Here is a 16,526-nt window from a genome sequence, read left to right as displayed (position 1 = left end):
GCTTCCCCGCGCTCAGCCCGGGAGGCCGTCCGTGAGCACACCGCATCCCGCTCGCGGAGCCCACCGCCTCAGCGGGCATCGTCGGGGGGTTCGTCGTGCGGCGGGTCGGGCGGCGGTTCGAAGTGCACCCGGATCTTCTGGAAACCTTTGAACGCTTCGGTCGCCGCGTACGACTGGTAGGCGCGGCGGTCCGCCGGGCTGAGGTGCACCCGGTCCGTGAACGGTGTGAGCAGGCTGCGCGGCCACAGCCGCATGACCCGAACGGCCCCCACCTCGGCGGCCGTGAGGAAGATCAACGCCCCGGTATAGAGCCAGGCGAGCAGTCCCAGGACGATGCCGAACATGCCGTAGGTGGCCGTGGCCCCGCGCAGGACGTGGCTCACGTAGTAGGAGCCCACCCACTGCAGTGCCTGCCATGCGAGAGCAGCGCCCAGCGCCACGCCGAGGAGCCGGCGCAGCGGCAGTGCCCGCTGCGTCAGCAGCCGGTAGCTCGCCAGCAGCAACGCGGTGTTGAGACACACCGAACCTGCGGTGGCGGCGAGCCACGTCGCGCCTCCCAGCCGTGCGCCGAAGACGTAGGTCGCCGAACCCGCCACTGACAGCAGCGTGAACGCACACAATCCGAGTGCCAGGACCAGGAGGAAGATCAGACCCTTCAAGCGCGACCGCAACGGGTCGGGGCGGGCGTGCCTCGGGACGGCCCAGATCTTGTTGAGCGCGTACTGCGCGGCTTGGGCGACGCCCAGAGAACCGTAGAGGCTGCCCACGATGCCGGCGGCCAGTGCCGCACCGTTGCCGTGGAAGGAGCGGATGTTCTCCCCGATCTGGTCACCGATGACCGGAAACTCGCTCAGGGCGGAGTCCAGGACACGCTGCTGCAGGGCGGGGTCGTCACTGAGGAAGGTGCTCAGGACGACGACGAGGATCAGCAGCAGGGGGAACAGCGAGAGGAAACCGTAGTAGGTGAGGAGGGCCGCGAGATACAGCGCCTGATCGTCGTAGAACTTGTACAGGACGCCGAGCGGCAGGCCCACCCAGCGGTGCCGTCTCTGATAAGCGTCCAGGCGCGCGAGAACTCTCATGATTCATTCCCGGTGAACGGCCGTGGCGGATGCGATCGCCCTTCGGGAGAGCCGGGAGTGCGGATCCGATCCCATGGTCACGCTACCGCCCCCGGTCCCCGGCGGCTGCTGTGCCAGGCGATGGCCCGCCTGATCTCCGGCTCGTGCGGATTGGCGCGGCACCGGAATTCCACGACGGAGATCGCACAACCCAAGACGGACCACTGCCCCCGAAAGTGCCGGGCGCGTGAGCGCCGCGCTGGTGGGTACCCGCGAGCGCTGGAACCGAAGCGAGGAGGGATCATGGGCACGCTGACGAAGTCCGCCGTGCGGGTGCCGCCGATGTCGCTGCGAGGCGGGAAGGCCACGGCCAATACCGCGAAAGCCGCACCCACCTGGTCACTGAGGATCGCACGCTCCTTGGGCGCTGAGAACGCCGTCGACCTGCTCGTCCGCCAGCACCGGCAGATCAAGCTCGGATTCCTGAAGGCCGCGCTTCCCGGGCCGTGGCGTTCCCGCAACTTCCACCGGCTGATGCGGCTGCTCGCCGTGCACGAAGCTGCCGAGGAAGCGCATGTCCATCCCGTCGCGCGGCGGGCGCTGCAGCACGGTCGTGAGGTGGCCGCCCGACGGCGTAACGAAGAGAAGGCGGCCAAGGAACTGCTGATCTCATTGTGGCGCACCGGCCCGGACGGCCCCGGCTACCTGCGCCGGCTGAACGAGGCCCGGCGAGTGATCACCCAGCACGCTGCCCGGGAGGAGCGCGAAGAATTCACGGCGCTTCGGCAGGCCGTCAGCGTGCCCCGGCTGCGGATGCTGGGCGCCGAGGTCAAGCTGACCCAGGCATATGCGCCGACCCGGCCGCACCGCTGGGTCAACAACGAGGCCACGAACAAGCTGGCCGCCCCGGTTCTCGGCCCTGTCGACCGAGCACTCGACGCCGTTCGGCATCGCACGGGCACGTGACCTTCACTTGCACCGGTGGGCCGTCGAGGACTCCCCGCGGCGAGGGAGCGGTCAGGGCAACCCGGTCCCTGCTTGTTCCAGCACTACGGCGGTGATCTCCGCAGACGTGTGCGGGAAGGAGTGGGCGCCCGGGACCAGCACGACACGCCCGTGGCAGGTACGGCTCGCCAGCCGGTCCGCCCAGCGCGGTGGGCTGAGGGCGTCGTGCTCGCCCACGGCGACGGTGACCGGGCAGTGCAGCGCGGGCATGAGCTGCTCGGGTGCGTCCGACTGGGCCGAGCGGACGCAGGCGGTCAGGCGCCTCGGGCCGGCCTTCAGGTAGGCGGGCAGCACGGCCGGCAGGACGCCGGGCGACTCGTGAAGCGCCGTGCGTGCGAAGGCGCGGACGAGGGGACCTGTTCGCCGTAGGTGGGGCGGGAACGTGGGCGCCAGCAGGACGAGCGCCGCCACCCGGTCGGGCCTGCGAGCCGCCGCATGCAATGCCACCTGGGCGCCGGTGGAGTGACCTGCCAGCACCACGGGGGCCGGTGCCACTTCCGCCAGCCATCGCGCCACCGTGTCGGCGAGCGATCCCAGGGTCACGGCGCACGCCGGACCCAGCGGATCCCCGAATCCGGGGACGTCCAGCACACGCACCGGTCCCGACCGGGCGCAGCGGTCAGCTGTGGACAGCAGGTATCCCGGCGCTCCGAGGCCCGGAACGAGGACGACCAGATGCCGTCGTCCCTGGAGGCGAACGGTCCCGAAACTGCGCACGCGCGCCCGCCCGGCCCGGTCGTGATGGACATCCGCGGTGGGCCGACGAGGTTCGGGCCGGGACAGGCGCATAGGGGTCTTTCCGGGTCGACGACGGCCCGCTCGGCTTGCCGGAGCTCGGGACGGGGCTGTTCGCCCGCTCCTATCTTCTGCACAGGCAGCTGGACGGCGCACCGCTCAGGGTGAACTGAAACAAGGCGATCTGGTCCTTCACCCAGGGATCGAAAACCGCCGCACGCCCCCTCGCCGGGGGAAAGGAACACCGGCAGCTGGTCCGCGATCCACGCATCTGTGGTCGGGCGTGCGGCTCAAGCGCCGACCGGTCCGGTTCCCGCACCACCAGCTCGCCGTGGACCCCGGTGTCCACCGGCAGCTGGGCGAGGGCCGCCGCCCGGCCCCAGGGGAACGAGCCGGTCATGTCCGTCCGGCTGCCGTGAGCGCAGCGGTACCACTCTGTGGCGTTGCGCTTCAGGACGCGTCCTGTCCGCCCGTCATCGCCGCTCGCCAGACGCCGGGAGCGACGGCATGGACGCGTTTGAAGGCCCGACTGAACGCCTCCTCGGAGTCGTAGCCGACACGATGAGCGACGGCGGCGACTGAATGCCGGGTTGTTGCGAGCAGGTTCTCGGCCAGGTGCATCCGCCAGTCGGTCAGGTAGCGCATCGGTGGCCGCCCGAGCACCTGGCGGAATCGCTCGTCCAGCGCGGAACGCGACACCGCCACCGTGTCGGCGAGTTGTCGAACGGTCCAGTGGCGCTCCGGTGCGGCGTGCAGGCGCGCCAGCACCGGAGCGAGAATCGGGTCCGCGAGCGCGGCCAGCCATCCGGTGTCGATCGCCGGCGCAGTGGCCAGGTGCAGTCGCAGGGTTTCCAGCAACACCAGTTCCGGGAGCCGCGTCGCCGTCCGGTCGGGGCCCCGTGCCGCCGAACCGCCCGCCAGAGCGAAATCGATGCTGGAGCGGATCCACGCCGCCGTGGGTCCCTCGGGCGGCCGTACGACGAAGATCCGTGGCAGGGCCTGAAGGGCGGGGTTGAACAGCGGATGGTCGCAGTGCAGATAGCCGCACACGATGTCGGTCCGTGCCCCACCGGCACCGTGACGAAGGACCGGCAGGATCCGCCAGGGAGGCGGATCGAGCAGATCCGAGATGGGGACCTCCTGCGCCACCTCGGATCCGCCCATCGCATGCTGCTCGCCGTAGGGCACGACGACGACGTCGCCCTCCCGGGCCCACACGCGCTCACCGCCGGGTACCTGGGCCCAGCACGCTCCACCGGCGACGATGTGGAAAACGATCAGGCGTTTCGCGGCCGGTCTGAGGATCCGTACCAGTTGGTCGGGCGTCGGCGACCGGTAGGCCCATCCTTCCGTGAACTCGGCCCGGAAGAAGATCGCTCCGTCCAGCCGCAGTCCCTGGAGAGCCGCGGTCAGCGGGTCCCTCGCCACTGCCGGTCCCGTCACCGCCCAACCGGAACCATCCGCGGGGTCGCGGCTAGGAGCCCCGGTCCTGCGGTCATGGCTCTTCCCGCGTGGCCTCACGAGTATCGATTCTGGCACCGCCAACGGTGCCCGTCACGAAGGGAAGAACCATGGCGCTGTATCTCGACGTCCATACGATCAGCGGGGGCGTCACCGCGGAAGACGCGGCCAAGGCTCACCGGGCGGACCTGCAGACGCAGGGCAGGTTCGGGGTCCGTTACCTGCAGTACTGGGTGAACGAACCGCAGGGAAAGGTCTTCTGCCTCATCGAGGCTCCCTCCGCGCAGGCCGCCACCGCCGTGCACCAAGAGGCACACGGCCTGCTCGCCGACGACATCTTCCTCGTCGAGGAGGGCGCCTGAACGACACGGCGGAGCACGGTCCCCGGGACCGTGTGCTGACACCCGGTCCCGGGGCGCTCGGACGACCGATCACAGGTTCGCCGAGATCCGCCCCGGGACCACCGGGTACGCAGGACCGTGCACTACAGCCGTACGGAAGGCGCTCCGGGAGCCTGACGCGGTAACAGCGGCCAGGAACGCTCCACAGCGGCCGGCAGCCGGGGCAGCGGGCGCTCGAGCCGCATGCAGGCATCCGTCTGCCGCTGCACACCGAGCGGCCGACCGGGGCCGTCCACACGAGCGGTGTCTCGGGCACGGTGCCCGACCGTCCGAACGGCGACGACCTATGGCACGTGCAGTCCGCGGCGCAACAGTGTCGCAGCATGGACGATGCGGTGATCAGACGCTGCCGGTGATTGATGTCCAGACGTCGGCTTTGGCGCGCAGGCCTGGCCGGTGAAGATAGCGGCGATGAACGGCAGAGGCCGCCCGTGCGCGAACGAGAGCTGCTCGTCCCGCGTGAGCCGATCACGGCGGCGACCAGCGAGCTGGCCGGAATCCCCTGCTCCCAGGTTGCCCACGCTCTGCGTTCTGCCAACGCCTTCCGGGGACCGGTGTTGGAGCGGGGCGGCGCTGCGCCGCCTGCATCGCCCGCGCCACCACGTCGACGTCTCTTCGGCGCGGGCCTGACTGGGCCGAGGCGGCCGGGAGGGCGCCATGGAACCGGCCGCGGTGGCCAAGGGGCTGGTGGTCGGCTGATCGTTCCCACTACCGTCGCCAACGCCTGGGATCGACAGGAGCGAGGTCGCTTCCTGCCACCACACGTGCGCCCCTGCCGTCGTGTGGCCGCAGGCCGGCGCACTGATCGTCGGGTCAACCTGGTGGAGATCGGCGAGGAGCCGGTCGAGGGGTGTGGCCCGAGGCCCTCTTGGCGACTGGGGCGGAAGACAAGCAGATGCCTCATGCTGGCGGTATGGGATGGTTCGCTACGGACCCGACCTGCACCTTCTGCGGCATCGTCTCTCGCCGAGTGCGCGCCAGCCGTGTGTACGAGGACCCGCAGGTCCTGGCCTTCATGGACATCCACCCGGCCGCGCCCGGCGACTTCCTCGTCATTCCCACGGTGCATGCGGCAGGTTTGGAAGACATCGACGGGACTTTGGCGGCTCATCTGTTCCGGGTCGTCCACCTGCTGGTGCGGGGGCTCCGGGGCTCAGGGCTGCCGTGTGAGGGGGTGAACGTGTTTCTCGCTGATGGTGAGGCAGCCGATCAGACGGTCTTCCACCTTCATTTTCATGTTTTTCCCCGTACCGAGGACGACCGGTTCCGTTTGGAGGTCAGGTGGCAGGAGCGATCCCGAGCGGACCTGGACGACGATGCCGCACGGATCAGGAAAGGCTTGGCACGTAGCGGATACCGCCCCTGACATCCATGGCGCGACTGCAGTCGACGCCCTCACTCCCCGCTCCCGAGCGGGATCGGCACCACGAGGGAGGCGATCTTGCCCTCGCCGGGCTGCATGCGCAGGGCGCGGCGGACGGCTTGGACGAGGCCGGGGATGGAGCCGCGGTCGTCGGCGAAGCAGTTCGGCGACTCCGCCCGCTGGGAGACGGGGGCCTCGCCGGCCGGTCCCCGGGCAGCGGCGGCGGTCAGGAGCTGGGGTGCCGTACGGGCCCTGCCCCCGCCCCCTGTCATCCGGTGCCGGCGGGCGGGAGCCTCGCGGGCGGATTCACGGTCCGCCCCGCGGGTCACCAAGTAGCGGGCAACGGCAACCCGCCACGGCCGCCGCGTAGCGGGCAGTGAGCGGCGGACGGCGCGTAAGGCGGGGGCCGGGTGCCGTAGGTACGGTCCCGGCCCCCGCTACCTGGTGTTATGCGGCGAGGGTGTGGCCTGGGTGGAGTACGACTTTGGTGTAGCCCTCGATGCGCTTGTCGAATTTTTCATACGCCTGGGGTGCCTGGTCCAGGGGCAGTTCGTGAGAGACCACGAAGCTGGGCTTGGCGCGCTCGGCGATGATCAGATCGCGCAGCTGACGGTTGTACCGCTTGACGTTGCACTGGCCGGTGCCCATCTGCTGGCCCTTCTCGAACATCCTGCCGATGGAGACGAGGAGTTGGCCGTGTTTGGCGTGTTCGTCGGGGCCGCCGGGGTCGGAGGGGACGTAGAGGCCGGGGACGCCGAGCTTGCCGGTGGGTCGTACGGTCTCCACGAGGGTGTTGAGGACGACGGCGGGCTCTTCGTGGCTGGCGTCGTGCGCTTGGGCCTGGTAGCCGACGGCGTCGACGCCTTTGTCGGTTCCTTCGCCGTCTGTTTGGTCCTTGATCTGTTGGGCGGGGTCACCTTGGGTGAAGTCGATGGGGATGGCTCCGATTTCTTCCGCTTTGGCGAGTCGTTCGGGGACTCGGTCGACGGAGAAGACTTTGGATGCGCCGCGCAGGAGTGCCGAGTAGGCGGCCATGAGGCCGACGGGGCCGGCGCCGAAGACGGCGACGCTTTCGCCGGGGGAGACCTGGGCGAGTTCGCATCCGTGGTAGCCGGTGGGGAAGATGTCGGCGAGGAGGACGAAGTCGGTTTCGAATTCTTCGCCCGGTGGGAGTTTCAGGCAGTTGAAGTCGGCGTAGGGGACGCGTAGGCGTTCGGCCTGGCCGCCGATGAAGGGGCCCATGGCGACGTAGCCGTAGGCGCCGCCGGCGAAGCCGGGGTTCACCGTCAGGCAGAAGCCTGTTTTTTCGGCGAGGCAGTTCTTGCAGAATCCGCAGGCGACGTTGAAGGGCATGACCACGCGGTCGCCTTCGGACAGGGAGGTCACGCCGCTGCCGACTTCCTCGACGATGCCAAGGTTTTCGTGGCCGAAGACGATGCCGGCCTCGGCTGCGGTGCGTCCTTCGTACATGTGCAGGTCGGATCCGCAGATCGCGGTGGAGGTTACCCGGACGAGTACGTCGTTGGGGTGCTGGATCTGCGGGTCGTCGACGTCCTTCACCGTGACGCTGAAGGGCCTTTCGTAGACAACGGCTTTCACCTGTGTCACCTCCGCGTCGAGTGCTGGGGGGCGGCTGCGAGGGCCGGCCGCTGCGGGGGGTTAGGGGTGGAGTCCCGGGGAACCGTGCCGTGGCCTGCGCGCTCGCTGCACCGCCGGTACTTCCAGCAAACGCCCGCAGGTCACAGGTCGCAACCCGCCTGGGTGCCCACCGGGCGGGGGGCCAGGTATGAAGGGCTGCCGGGGCCGTCGGGAGCGGCCTCGCGGCGGCCGGGGACAGCAGGATCCCGGTGCCCCGCCGTAGTGAGGACCACCGCTCCCCTCCGGCGGCGATCTTTTCGGGCGACGGGGGCAGGGCGGGCAGGGCTGAGGCTTGGGAAGGTCGGTGAGCCGGCTCGGGTTCGGTCCGGCGGATCACGTGAGTGGTGTCGTCCACGTGGCTGAGTCCATGGTCATGGGCGTGGTGATCTGGCGATCGCGTAGGGGCTCGACGGAAGCCGTCTCTGACCGCCCCGTAGCCACGAAGGTCGATGTCGACATCGATCTCCCCCGCAGACATCGGACGAAAGATCACCAACACGGCCTGGACCGGCCGCGCACGAGAGGTCGACCGTCTCGGCACCCGCGGGCCGCGACAGGACCTCCGTGGCCGCCGGCAGCGAGGCCGGGACACCGCCCACCTCGTACTTCCACGTCCAGCCGCTCGACCGAACCGAGTCGAACAGGGCGGGGTGGATACCGTGTGTGGCTTCCTCTGCACGGTCGGCCGTCGACCGGGTAAACCGGGGCGGAACAAGTTCACGATTCCCGCCGACGACGACAACCGGTGTTGCCAGCACCTGCACCCGCGCCGGCCCCCCGGAAAGCGCCCAGGGCCCGCCCGCGATCCCCGGCAGCGCCGGACACCCACCAGGACGCCTACGGCTCCTCGGCCGCCCGTTTCACGCTGACCAGCCCCGACGTCTGCGACGGCGGCATGATCCCCTACCGCTTCTGGGCCGACTCCTTCGGCTGCTCGGGCGGCACCAGCAGATCCGGCTGGCCTCGACCGGCGCACCCGCCGACACGCGCAGTGCCCCGACCACGGAGGTCCCCCGGTCTCAACCTGCCCGCGACGACGGCGCCGAGCATCGTCGGTTTCTCGATCAGCAGCCAGTAAGGACCCGTCCGTGGCCGCTGGCCATCAGGGGCGGCCGGGGCTGGACTGTCGGGTCCTCCCCTCTGGGGCGGCGACGAGCTCGACCTGGTCCCAGTGGTCATGCCCATGAGAACGGAGTGCAGGGTGCGATCCTGCATGCATGAACCATCTCGGCGACGCGCACCTGCGCACATGGACGCTGCGCTTCATGGCCCTCCTCGCAGCCGACGCCCAGGATCAGCTTGCCTGGCTGGGCAAGCGTGAGCTGGAGACGGTGTCCGTCGTTGAAGAGGTGGAGCTCCTCTGCCGCATCTCCGAAGAACTCGCGGAACGCGGAGCCTTCGAGCCCAAGGATCTGCGCGATCTCCAGGCCATCGGCCGTCGCCTCGGCGAGATCGATGCCGCCTGCCGCGTCGGCCTATGGGCCAACGCCCTGGCCACAGAGCCGGCGTGGGACGACATACGTCCTCTCGCCCGCCAGTTTCTCGTCACGACGCTGGGCGACTGGCGCCAGCCCCTGCCACGCCCCGTGCGCCCGCACAGGGGCAACTATTGAGCACGTCCAGGCCGCCTGTGCCGCTCTGACGTGCCGGCGCGGCACATGTCCGGCCGCAGCCGACTCCCATCCGGACGTCGCGGCGACGTTCCCGCCGCTGGCCGAAGGGCGACAGCCAGCTGAGGGATCCGTCGTAGTGGATCGGTATCGCGATCCTCGCCGGTGCAGGCGCACGGCGAGGGCGGTGTGTCCGGGGTCGGGCGCGACGGGTCCTGTGCTCGGCGGCGAAATCATAATGTGGGAATGTCTGAGAACCGATTTTCCGTGGCGCCGACTGTCGTGCGGCTTCCCCGGTACACGAAGGCGGACCAGGAGGAGATCCTTGGCAACAGTGATGATCCCTTCGGTGTCGCCTGGACCGGTCTGACCTGGCTGCCGAAGGAAGAGCACTTCGGCGTCAGACACGACGGTCGGCTCGTGGCACACGCTGGCCTGCTGCGACTGCCTGTCGCGATCGGCGACACCGAGACAGAGGTGGTGGGCGTCGGCGGGGTGGCCGTCGCACCCGGCATGCAAGGTCAGGGCCTGGCGCGGCTCGTCGTCACCACCGCACTGGAGCACGCGCGAACGATGGGTCCTCAGCACGCACTCCTGTTCTGCCGACCTCCCCTCGTGCCGTTCTACCAGCGCCTGGGATGGCACTTGCTCGACAAGGACGTACTCGTCGAACAGCCCGAAGCCCGCCTGGTGACCATGCCGCTGCGGACCATGGTGACGCCCCTGCGCGACGACGCCCACTGGCCCTCCGGGCCGGTACGGCTGTTCTCGCTCCCTATGTGACGGGCCCCCTCCAGCGGCGTGCCCTCCCGTGTCACTGTTGTGCGAAGTGGTTCTGCAGCCAGTTGAGCAGGGCTGCGAACGGGGGGGACATGGTGGTGTCCGACTGGGTGAGGTCGGTTGTGTGGCCGTTGTTCTCGACGGTGATGGTGTAGCTCATTGCGTCTCGGGCGCGCCCGGGTCGGTCCTCTCCACCTGCGGGGAGGGCTGCGGCGACCAGCCGGGTCAGTTCTGCTGCGGCTGGCTGGGGCAGGGTGTCGGTGTCCACGACGTCGGGCGGCTGACGCAGCCGGATCGCCGCGGCCTGCCCGCCGTGTCGGGCCAGGCTCACCTTCATCACGCCACCACCTTCCGGCCGACCGCCGCTTCCTTCCGGCCGAGCGCCACCGTCTTCCGGCCGAGTGCCGCTCCCTCCGGGCGGGTCGTCGCCGTCTTCTGGCGGAGTGACGCTTCCTTCCGGCGGGGCGTCACCGCCTTCCGGCGGAGTGCTGCCGTCTGTCGGCGGGGCGCCGCTCCTTCCTGGCGGGCGCCGCCACCTCCCGGCCGAGCGTCCCTTTCTCTCGGCTGGCCGGGTGGCGCTCCTCCTCGCCGCGAGGTTCGCCCAGGGCACCGCGCATCAACTGGGCGCCCGTCAACCGCCCGCACCCGCACCCGTTTCCGCGCCCCGGCCGGCGTTCACCTGTTGCTCTTGAGTGCGGTCACGTCCTCGGCCAGTCCCTTGACCTGGGCGGACAGAGCCCCGATCTGCTTGCTCAGGGCTGCCAGGCCGTCTTCTGGGCCCACGCCGCCGTTGTGGCCGGCTGCGAGGGTGCGGGCACGGGCGATTGCAGTGGGGACTCCGCTGATCTGGATGCCGACGTCGTGCCATGCGGCGAGGACGGCGAGTTGTTCGGTGCTGTTCGCGCCGTAGAGTTCTTCGGCTTTTTGGTACGTGGTGTCGGCGAAGTCCTGGAACTGGGTTTGGATGCTGGAGGCTTTGAGGGATTCGAACCAGATGAGTCCGGGGGCCTGCCAGGCGAATCCGCCGATGCGGGTGGCGGTGAGGTAAAAGGCTTTGTTGGGGATGCCGGAGTTGATGTGGACTCCGCCGTAGTCGCCTCGTTCGGTGTTGGGCAGGTTGACGTATCTGCTCATGTGGCCGGGCTGGGGGTCCTTGCCGAACTGGGGGTTGTCGTAGGCTTCGCCGGGGGCCTTGAGGGAGCGCAGGGCGTCGGCGTCGATGCCGGGGGTGAAGACTTCGGCTCCGATCAGCCAGTCCGCGGTCTCGGCGCTCTGGTGGGCCGACCATTGTTTGACCAGGCTTCCGAAGACGTCAGAGATCGATTCGTTGAGTGCTCCGGACTGGTGGTGGTAGGCGAGGCCTGCGGTGTATTCGGTGACGCCGTGGGTGAGTTCGTGGGCGATGACGTCGATGGCTGCGGTGAAGTCGGTGAACATTCTTCCGTCGCCGTCACCGAACACCATCTGCCGTCCGTCCCAGAAGGCGTTGTTGTAGTTCTGGTCGTAGTGGACGTATCCGTCCAGGCGCATGCCCATGCCGTCGACGGAGTCGCGTTGCAGGGCCTGCTGGTAGAAGTCCCTCGTGAGGCCGAGTCCGTCGAAGGCATGGTTGACGGAGGTGTCCTGAGGGGCGGTGCCTTCCTCGGTGCGGGCCAGGGCGGCGGTGGGCAGGATGCGGCCCTGCCGGCAGTCGAAGACTGTGCGCCGGCCGTGGCCGGGGGCGGCGGCACCGGTGAAGGAGGCCCGTATTGCTCGTTCGCCCCGCAGCCGTGTCGTGGTCAGCATGGTGTCCAGGGCGGCTTTGCGTATCTCGCTGTCGTCGCTCTTCAGGAGGTTGTCGAGAAGGTGCGGGGGGATGATGCAGTTGACGGGGCGGGCCGTGGTCATGGGACACCTCCCGGGTGAGGGCAACGGCCGCGAAAGGCTGGTCGCTCGGGTGCGGGCGCGGGCGCGGGCTTGGATACGGGTGCAGGTGCGTGTGCGGTCATGCTGTGGCCTGGGGCAGGTGGAGGTCGAAGACGACGGGGCAGTGGTCCGATGCCTTCGGCTTGTTCGGTCCCACGCCGGGGAAGCGGGGGCCGGTGTACTTGACGGCGCGCAGCGGCATCCCTTTACGGAAGATCTGCGGCAGTGTGTCGGGGACCGCGCGGGCCAGTGAGGCGGAGGGCAGGAGGTAGTCCAGCTGCCGGTATTCGTCGCCGTCGTCCCAGTAGTGGGTCCACTGCTCGTCCTGGGGCAGACGGGCGATCACGTTCTCGACCTGGTCCCAGGTGACGAGCTGGTCGATGCCCGAGCCGCCGTCACCGTCGGGTTCCAGATAGTCGTTCAGATCGCCCAGGACCACGAACGGGTGGTCTCCCGGCGCCTGGTGCCCGAAGCGGTCGGTGACGATGTCCAGCACCTGCTGGGCCTGCCGCTCGCGTTTGCCGCGAGTCTGGGCGCGTCCGCCGCGCATGGACTTGAAGTGATTGACGAAGAGCGTGACAGACGTCGTCTCGCCCTGCCCCGCCTCGGGGCCGACTTCGATGTCGACTTCGAGGCAGTCACGGGAGAACAGCGGCTCGGTCGGGCTCGCGGGGTCCATGAGGTGCTGGTGGGAGCGGATCCGTGTGATCGGCAGTTTGGAGAGCACGGCGACGTCGATCAGCCGCGGGTCGTTGCCGTCCACCCCGGCGACGTAGGGGTACTGCGACCGTCCGCCCAGCGCCTGGGCACGGAAATGCTTGAGGGTGTCGACGTTCTCCACTTCCTCAAGGCACAGCACGTCGGCTGCGATCTCGCGTACCGCGGCTCCGGTGATGGCCTTGTCGTCCATTCCTAGTTCGTCGAAACGGGTCTGGTCGACGAGCCAGCCGCGCGAGTTGGCGGTCGCGGGGTCGAGGCCCTCCTTGAACCGCCAGCGGGCGAAGAGGTTCTCGACGTTGAACGTGGCCAGGCGCAGCGTTGTCACGGGCCCTCCCGAGAAGACCGGGACGTCAGGTACGGCCCCGCCTGAAGGGGGAGTGCACGGGGTGCAGGGGTGGCGGCGGCAGCAGGAGAAGCGTCGGCCCTCGCCTTGGCCCCGGTTTCCGGCGGCAGGACCACGCTGACATCAACAGTCTCCTGCTGCCCACCACGCCTGGCAAACGCAGGGCACCGCCCGTGCCCGGGCAGCTCGGCTCACTCTGCGACCAGCATCGTTGGGGAGTGCAGGCGTCGCGCAGCACGCAGGGCAGGGCAGGGGAGAGCGTGCCGGTCGAGGCGGACGGTGTGCGCTGCCGGTGCTCCCCGGCGGGTAGGAGCGGGTTGTCGCTGCCGGCGCAGTGTCACGGCCGGCGGCCGCTGACGGCCGACGGGCTGGGGGCCCGTACGTGAGGTGCGCGGCCCGGGAGTTCGGCGGGGGCGGGGCGGGCACTGCGGCTGCCACCGGCGTCCACGAAACCGGTGACGTCGCGTCAGGCGCCGCCGGCTTTCAGACGGGTGCGTTCCTGCGGCCGGGTGACGCTCAGGTAGTGCTCCTCGACGGCACGCCGGCGCGCGATCCACGCCTGGCGCTGCGGGCTGCGACCGCGCTCGTGCAGCCGGTGCAGACGCACCTCGGACGGGGTGCCGACGAAGACCCTGGCCGTAGCGGCCTGCCAGTTCCGGGCGGATGGTCATGACCCCCTCGCTGATGACCACGTCCCGCGGTCCCTTCCCGGACGGTCCGGGGCCTGAGCCCGCCCGGACCGCGGGAGAAGGACCTGGGCGGGGGGAAGGTCGCGGAAGTAGCCGTCGCCATGGACGACGCGGACGCGCTCCGGACCGCCGAGGTGCTCCGCCACCGAGTGGGACAGGGTCGTCTTGCCCGCGCGGCCCGGCCGTCGATCGCCACCAGCAGGGGCGCGCTGCCGACGGTGCGCGCCCGCTGGTGGCGCGACCCGAGCGGCGCCGGTACCGGCGCGGCCAGGGGGGACCCTTCCCCACCCCGTGCTTGCACAGGGGTGGTGTGGAGGGCTCCGGTACAGGGACACCCCGGCGTGGTGCCGTCGGTGTTCGGGCGGTGAAAGGGGAGGATGCTGCCCGCCAGGCAGCCCCACCGGCGAGGGGCCTTTGTGGTGATACGGCACGAGCGAGGGAGCCTCTTGCATGGCCAAGACACTGACCGATCTTCCGATCAGCGGCTTCGTCGCCCAGGAGGTCGCCTTCCCACAACTACTGGACCGGCTGAGCGAGGGCGCCAGGGACACCGTCCGGCAGGAGGTGATCGAGCCGGCTGTGAACGCGGAGGGCTTCCCTGGTGACGGCCGGTTCTGCATGATCACCGTCCTGGGGCACTCCGACCGGGTCGACACCGCGGGACTGAGTGCCGAGCAGCGTCGCGCGCAGGAACTGGACGCGAGCGACAAGCGGGCCACCAGCGCCGGCACCTGGGTCTTCGAGCAGATCACTGCCGCGCTCACCGCCGCCGGGCAGAGCCCTCCGGCGAGTGTGGAGGAGGCGACGAACTTCGACATCGTCCTCGTGCCCTGCGGCGCTGCGGCTCTGGTGAACCCGGTGCCGACCAGCGAAGCGCAGCGTGCGCAGAACCGGCGCGTCCAGTTCGTGATCTCCACCTTCACCCCCTGACCGTGCCGGCACGGCCACCGCAGCCCCCCGATCAACGACAAGCCGGAAGCGGATCGACCAGAAGCGGATCAACGACGACCATCAGCTGTCCCCGGCACAGCACTCACCCCCCGTCCCCGCGCGCCCGGCGGTCTGCAGTCGGCAGAAGCAGGACGCCTCCACCTCTACGTCCGCCACCGCTGCGGCGAACTTGAGCTGCTGGCCCACGATCCGTGCCTCCGCCTCCTTGCCGAGCCGCAGGAGGCATTCGTGCAGGCCGTGCAACGCCCAAACGTTGCCTGGGTGCTGCAGCGCACGCGGCAGCGTGTCGTCCAGCCCGAGGTCGGCGCGGTAGACGGCCTCGGCCTGCTCCACGAGACCCTGTTCGAGGAGCAGCGCACCGTAGGCGTGCCGGGTGGGCTGCATCCACCCCCACGGCTCGTCGTAGGGAAGGGTGTCGTCCAGCTCGATCGAGCGCCGCAGCGCCGCGAACGCCGCCTCGTACCTGCCCCTGCGGTACTCCAGCTCCCCGTCCAGCATCTGCCCGGCGATCGCCAGGATGTCCCTGCAGGTGTTGTTGAACAGCATCCGGGTCTGCGGCACGCGGGCAGCCGCCTCGCCGAACAGGCCGCGTTCGTCCTCGGCCTCCTCGACCCGGCCGGTGGCCGCCAGCGCGACGCCCCGCGCGTAGTGCAGCATCGCCGTGCTCACGCAGTACAACCCCGCATCGGCGGGCAGAGCGAGGCGGAGGATGTCCTCCCAGCGGCCGAAGCGGATCAGCACGTGCACCCGCATCGCCAGGAAGCCCTCCAGCCAGTCCGCCATGGGCGGGCTGGGCACCCGCAGCAGCTCGTCGGGCACCGCCTCCTCCAACTGCTGGGCCGCCTCGATCGCGTCCTGGAAACGGCCCAGGAACATCGCACCGTAGATTTTGAAGTGGTAGTTGTGGCACCGGTAGAGGGTGTAGAAGTTCATCGCCCCGCCCCGGGCACGGACCTTCTCGTCGGCCGCGATGGCCGCGCTGTTGTCGCTGACCACCCGCCGGTAGTCACCGCACAGCACCTCCAGGTGCGAGGGCATGTGCTGCAGATGCCCCGCATCCGGCACCAGACCGCGCAGCCGGTCACCGGCCCATAGAGCGGCTTCCGGGGTGGGGGACATCTCCATCAGGTGGATGTACAGGTGCAGCAGCCCCGGGTGCCACCCGCCCGTCCCGCTGGCCATCGCCCGCTCCAGCACCTCCCGGGCCTCCACCGTACGCGCCCCCGCAGCCGGCCTGCCGGTGCGGATGTCCCACAGCTGCCAGGGCGTGAGGTTCATCAGCGCGTCGGCGTACAGGGCGGCGACATCCAGGTCGTCACCGGCCAGCTGCTGCACGGCCCGCATGCTGTCGGCGTAGGCCGCACTCCACACCGGGCAGTCCTCGGCGTCCGGGGCCTGGGCCCGTGGATAGCGGGCCGCCAGCGCGCCGATGAGCGCCTGCTCCACTGCAGTCGCGCCGGCCGCCTTCGCCTGCGCGCGCTGCACGGCGGCATGCGCACGCTCCACCGTCCGCCCCAGGTCCTGCTCGTCGAAGAACTCCCAGGGCTTGTTGTAGTTCGGGCCCAGTGCGTAGGCCAGGCCCCAGTCGGCCATCGCACAGGCGGGATCGGCCGCCGCGGCGGCCTCGAAACAGCGGACGGCCTCCTCGTGGTGGAAGGCATACGTCCAGTTCAGCCCGCGGTCGAACCACGTCTGCGCCTCGGACGACGTCGTCGTCACCGGCCGGCCGTGGCTGCCGAGATCGTAGTAGCGCACCCGGAACTCCTCACCGCTGCCCACTGCCCGCCCCGGTGACCCGACCGGACAGGGGGGCGGCCGTACGACGACCCTAGCGAAGACACCACGGATACCGCCCATTCAGGAA

At 69.9% G+C, this 16,526-nt stretch carries 16 protein-coding genes; 6 read left to right on the top strand and 10 right to left on the bottom strand.

The annotated features are described in order from the left end of the window. Positions 1-68: 68 nt before the first annotated feature. Complete coding sequence (locus ACIP4Y_RS36700; protein ID WP_401400966.1) at positions 69-1,082, bottom strand: YihY/virulence factor BrkB family protein; 1,014 nt, start codon at positions 1,080-1,082, stop codon at positions 69-71. Between the two features lie 282 nt (positions 1,083-1,364). Between ACIP4Y_RS36700 and ACIP4Y_RS36695 the strand changes: the two genes are divergently transcribed. Continuing rightward, positions 1,365-2,027 (top strand): hemerythrin domain-containing protein, encoded by a 663-nt coding sequence (locus ACIP4Y_RS36695; RefSeq protein WP_401400964.1) that lies wholly within the window; start codon positions 1,365-1,367, stop codon positions 2,025-2,027. Between the two features lie 51 nt (positions 2,028-2,078). Here the strand turns inward: ACIP4Y_RS36695 and ACIP4Y_RS36690 are convergent, their stop codons facing one another. Further along, on the bottom strand, positions 2,079-2,855 hold the full coding sequence (locus ACIP4Y_RS36690) for an alpha/beta fold hydrolase (protein ID WP_401400961.1): 777 nt from the start codon (positions 2,853-2,855) through the stop codon (positions 2,079-2,081). A 396-nt stretch (positions 2,856-3,251) separates the two neighbouring features. Next, on the bottom strand, positions 3,252-4,244 hold the full coding sequence (locus ACIP4Y_RS36685; RefSeq protein WP_401400959.1) for an AraC family transcriptional regulator: 993 nt from the start codon (positions 4,242-4,244) through the stop codon (positions 3,252-3,254). 128 nt (positions 4,245-4,372) lie between these two features. Between ACIP4Y_RS36685 and ACIP4Y_RS36680 the strand changes: the two genes are divergently transcribed. After that, complete coding sequence (locus ACIP4Y_RS36680; protein WP_358648340.1) at positions 4,373-4,624, top strand: DUF4242 domain-containing protein; 252 nt, start codon at positions 4,373-4,375, stop codon at positions 4,622-4,624. A 952-nt stretch (positions 4,625-5,576) separates the two neighbouring features. Continuing rightward, on the top strand, positions 5,577-6,029 hold the full coding sequence (locus ACIP4Y_RS36675) for an HIT family protein (RefSeq protein ID WP_401400956.1): 453 nt from the start codon (positions 5,577-5,579) through the stop codon (positions 6,027-6,029). A 29-nt stretch (positions 6,030-6,058) separates the two neighbouring features. On the opposite strand, the gene ACIP4Y_RS36670 is transcribed toward ACIP4Y_RS36675, so the two are convergent. Further along, complete coding sequence (locus ACIP4Y_RS36670; protein WP_401400953.1) at positions 6,059-6,298, bottom strand: hypothetical protein; 240 nt, start codon at positions 6,296-6,298, stop codon at positions 6,059-6,061. Positions 6,299-6,473: 175 nt separating this feature from the next. Further along, the gene (locus ACIP4Y_RS36665; protein WP_358645533.1) at positions 6,474-7,625 is read right to left on the bottom strand and encodes a glutathione-independent formaldehyde dehydrogenase; all 1,152 of its coding nucleotides are present in this window, start codon (positions 7,623-7,625) and stop codon (positions 6,474-6,476) included. 1,256 nt (positions 7,626-8,881) lie between these two features. Between ACIP4Y_RS36665 and ACIP4Y_RS36660 the strand changes: the two genes are divergently transcribed. Together ACIP4Y_RS36660 and ACIP4Y_RS36655 are read left to right on the top strand one after the other, a co-directional pair. Then, positions 8,882-9,277 (top strand): hypothetical protein, encoded by a 396-nt coding sequence (locus ACIP4Y_RS36660; protein WP_401400950.1) that lies wholly within the window; start codon positions 8,882-8,884, stop codon positions 9,275-9,277. A gap of 243 nt (positions 9,278-9,520) precedes the next feature. Continuing rightward, positions 9,521-10,057, top strand: a complete 537-nt coding sequence (locus ACIP4Y_RS36655) for a GNAT family N-acetyltransferase (protein ID WP_401400947.1) — start codon at positions 9,521-9,523, stop codon at positions 10,055-10,057. 31 nt (positions 10,058-10,088) lie between these two features. Here the strand turns inward: ACIP4Y_RS36655 and ACIP4Y_RS36650 are convergent, their stop codons facing one another. From ACIP4Y_RS36650 to ACIP4Y_RS36635, 4 genes are all read right to left on the bottom strand, one after another. Next, complete coding sequence (locus ACIP4Y_RS36650) at positions 10,089-10,391, bottom strand: protealysin inhibitor emfourin (RefSeq protein WP_401400944.1); 303 nt, start codon at positions 10,389-10,391, stop codon at positions 10,089-10,091. A 338-nt stretch (positions 10,392-10,729) separates the two neighbouring features. Continuing rightward, entirely contained in the window at positions 10,730-11,941 is a 1,212-nt protein-coding gene (locus ACIP4Y_RS36645; RefSeq protein WP_401400941.1) for a M4 family metallopeptidase, read from the bottom strand. A gap of 97 nt (positions 11,942-12,038) precedes the next feature. Next, positions 12,039-13,004, bottom strand: coding sequence for an endonuclease/exonuclease/phosphatase family protein (locus ACIP4Y_RS36640; protein ID WP_401400938.1), 966 nt, complete (start codon positions 13,002-13,004; stop codon positions 12,039-12,041). A 484-nt stretch (positions 13,005-13,488) separates the two neighbouring features. Further along, positions 13,489-13,629: a hypothetical protein gene (locus ACIP4Y_RS36635; RefSeq protein ID WP_401400935.1), complete on the bottom strand. Its 141-nt coding sequence runs from the start codon at positions 13,627-13,629 to the stop codon at positions 13,489-13,491. A gap of 532 nt (positions 13,630-14,161) precedes the next feature. Between ACIP4Y_RS36635 and ACIP4Y_RS36630 the strand changes: the two genes are divergently transcribed. Further along, positions 14,162-14,641, top strand: a complete 480-nt coding sequence (locus ACIP4Y_RS36630) for a hypothetical protein (protein ID WP_401400933.1) — start codon at positions 14,162-14,164, stop codon at positions 14,639-14,641. A gap of 81 nt (positions 14,642-14,722) precedes the next feature. Here ACIP4Y_RS36630 and ACIP4Y_RS36625 read toward each other — a convergent pair whose 3' ends face one another. Further along, a complete protein-coding gene (locus ACIP4Y_RS36625; protein ID WP_401400930.1) occupies positions 14,723-16,417 on the bottom strand; it encodes a hypothetical protein in 1,695 nt (564 codons plus the stop codon). Positions 16,418-16,526: the final 109 nt, after the last annotated feature.

Source organism: Streptomyces sp. NPDC088810 (genome assembly GCF_044750305.1).
In the GTDB taxonomy this organism is placed as follows: domain Bacteria; phylum Actinomycetota; class Actinomycetes; order Streptomycetales; family Streptomycetaceae; genus Streptomyces.
Note: the sequence above shows the minus strand (reverse complement) of the source record. Positions and strands in the feature narration are given on the sequence as shown.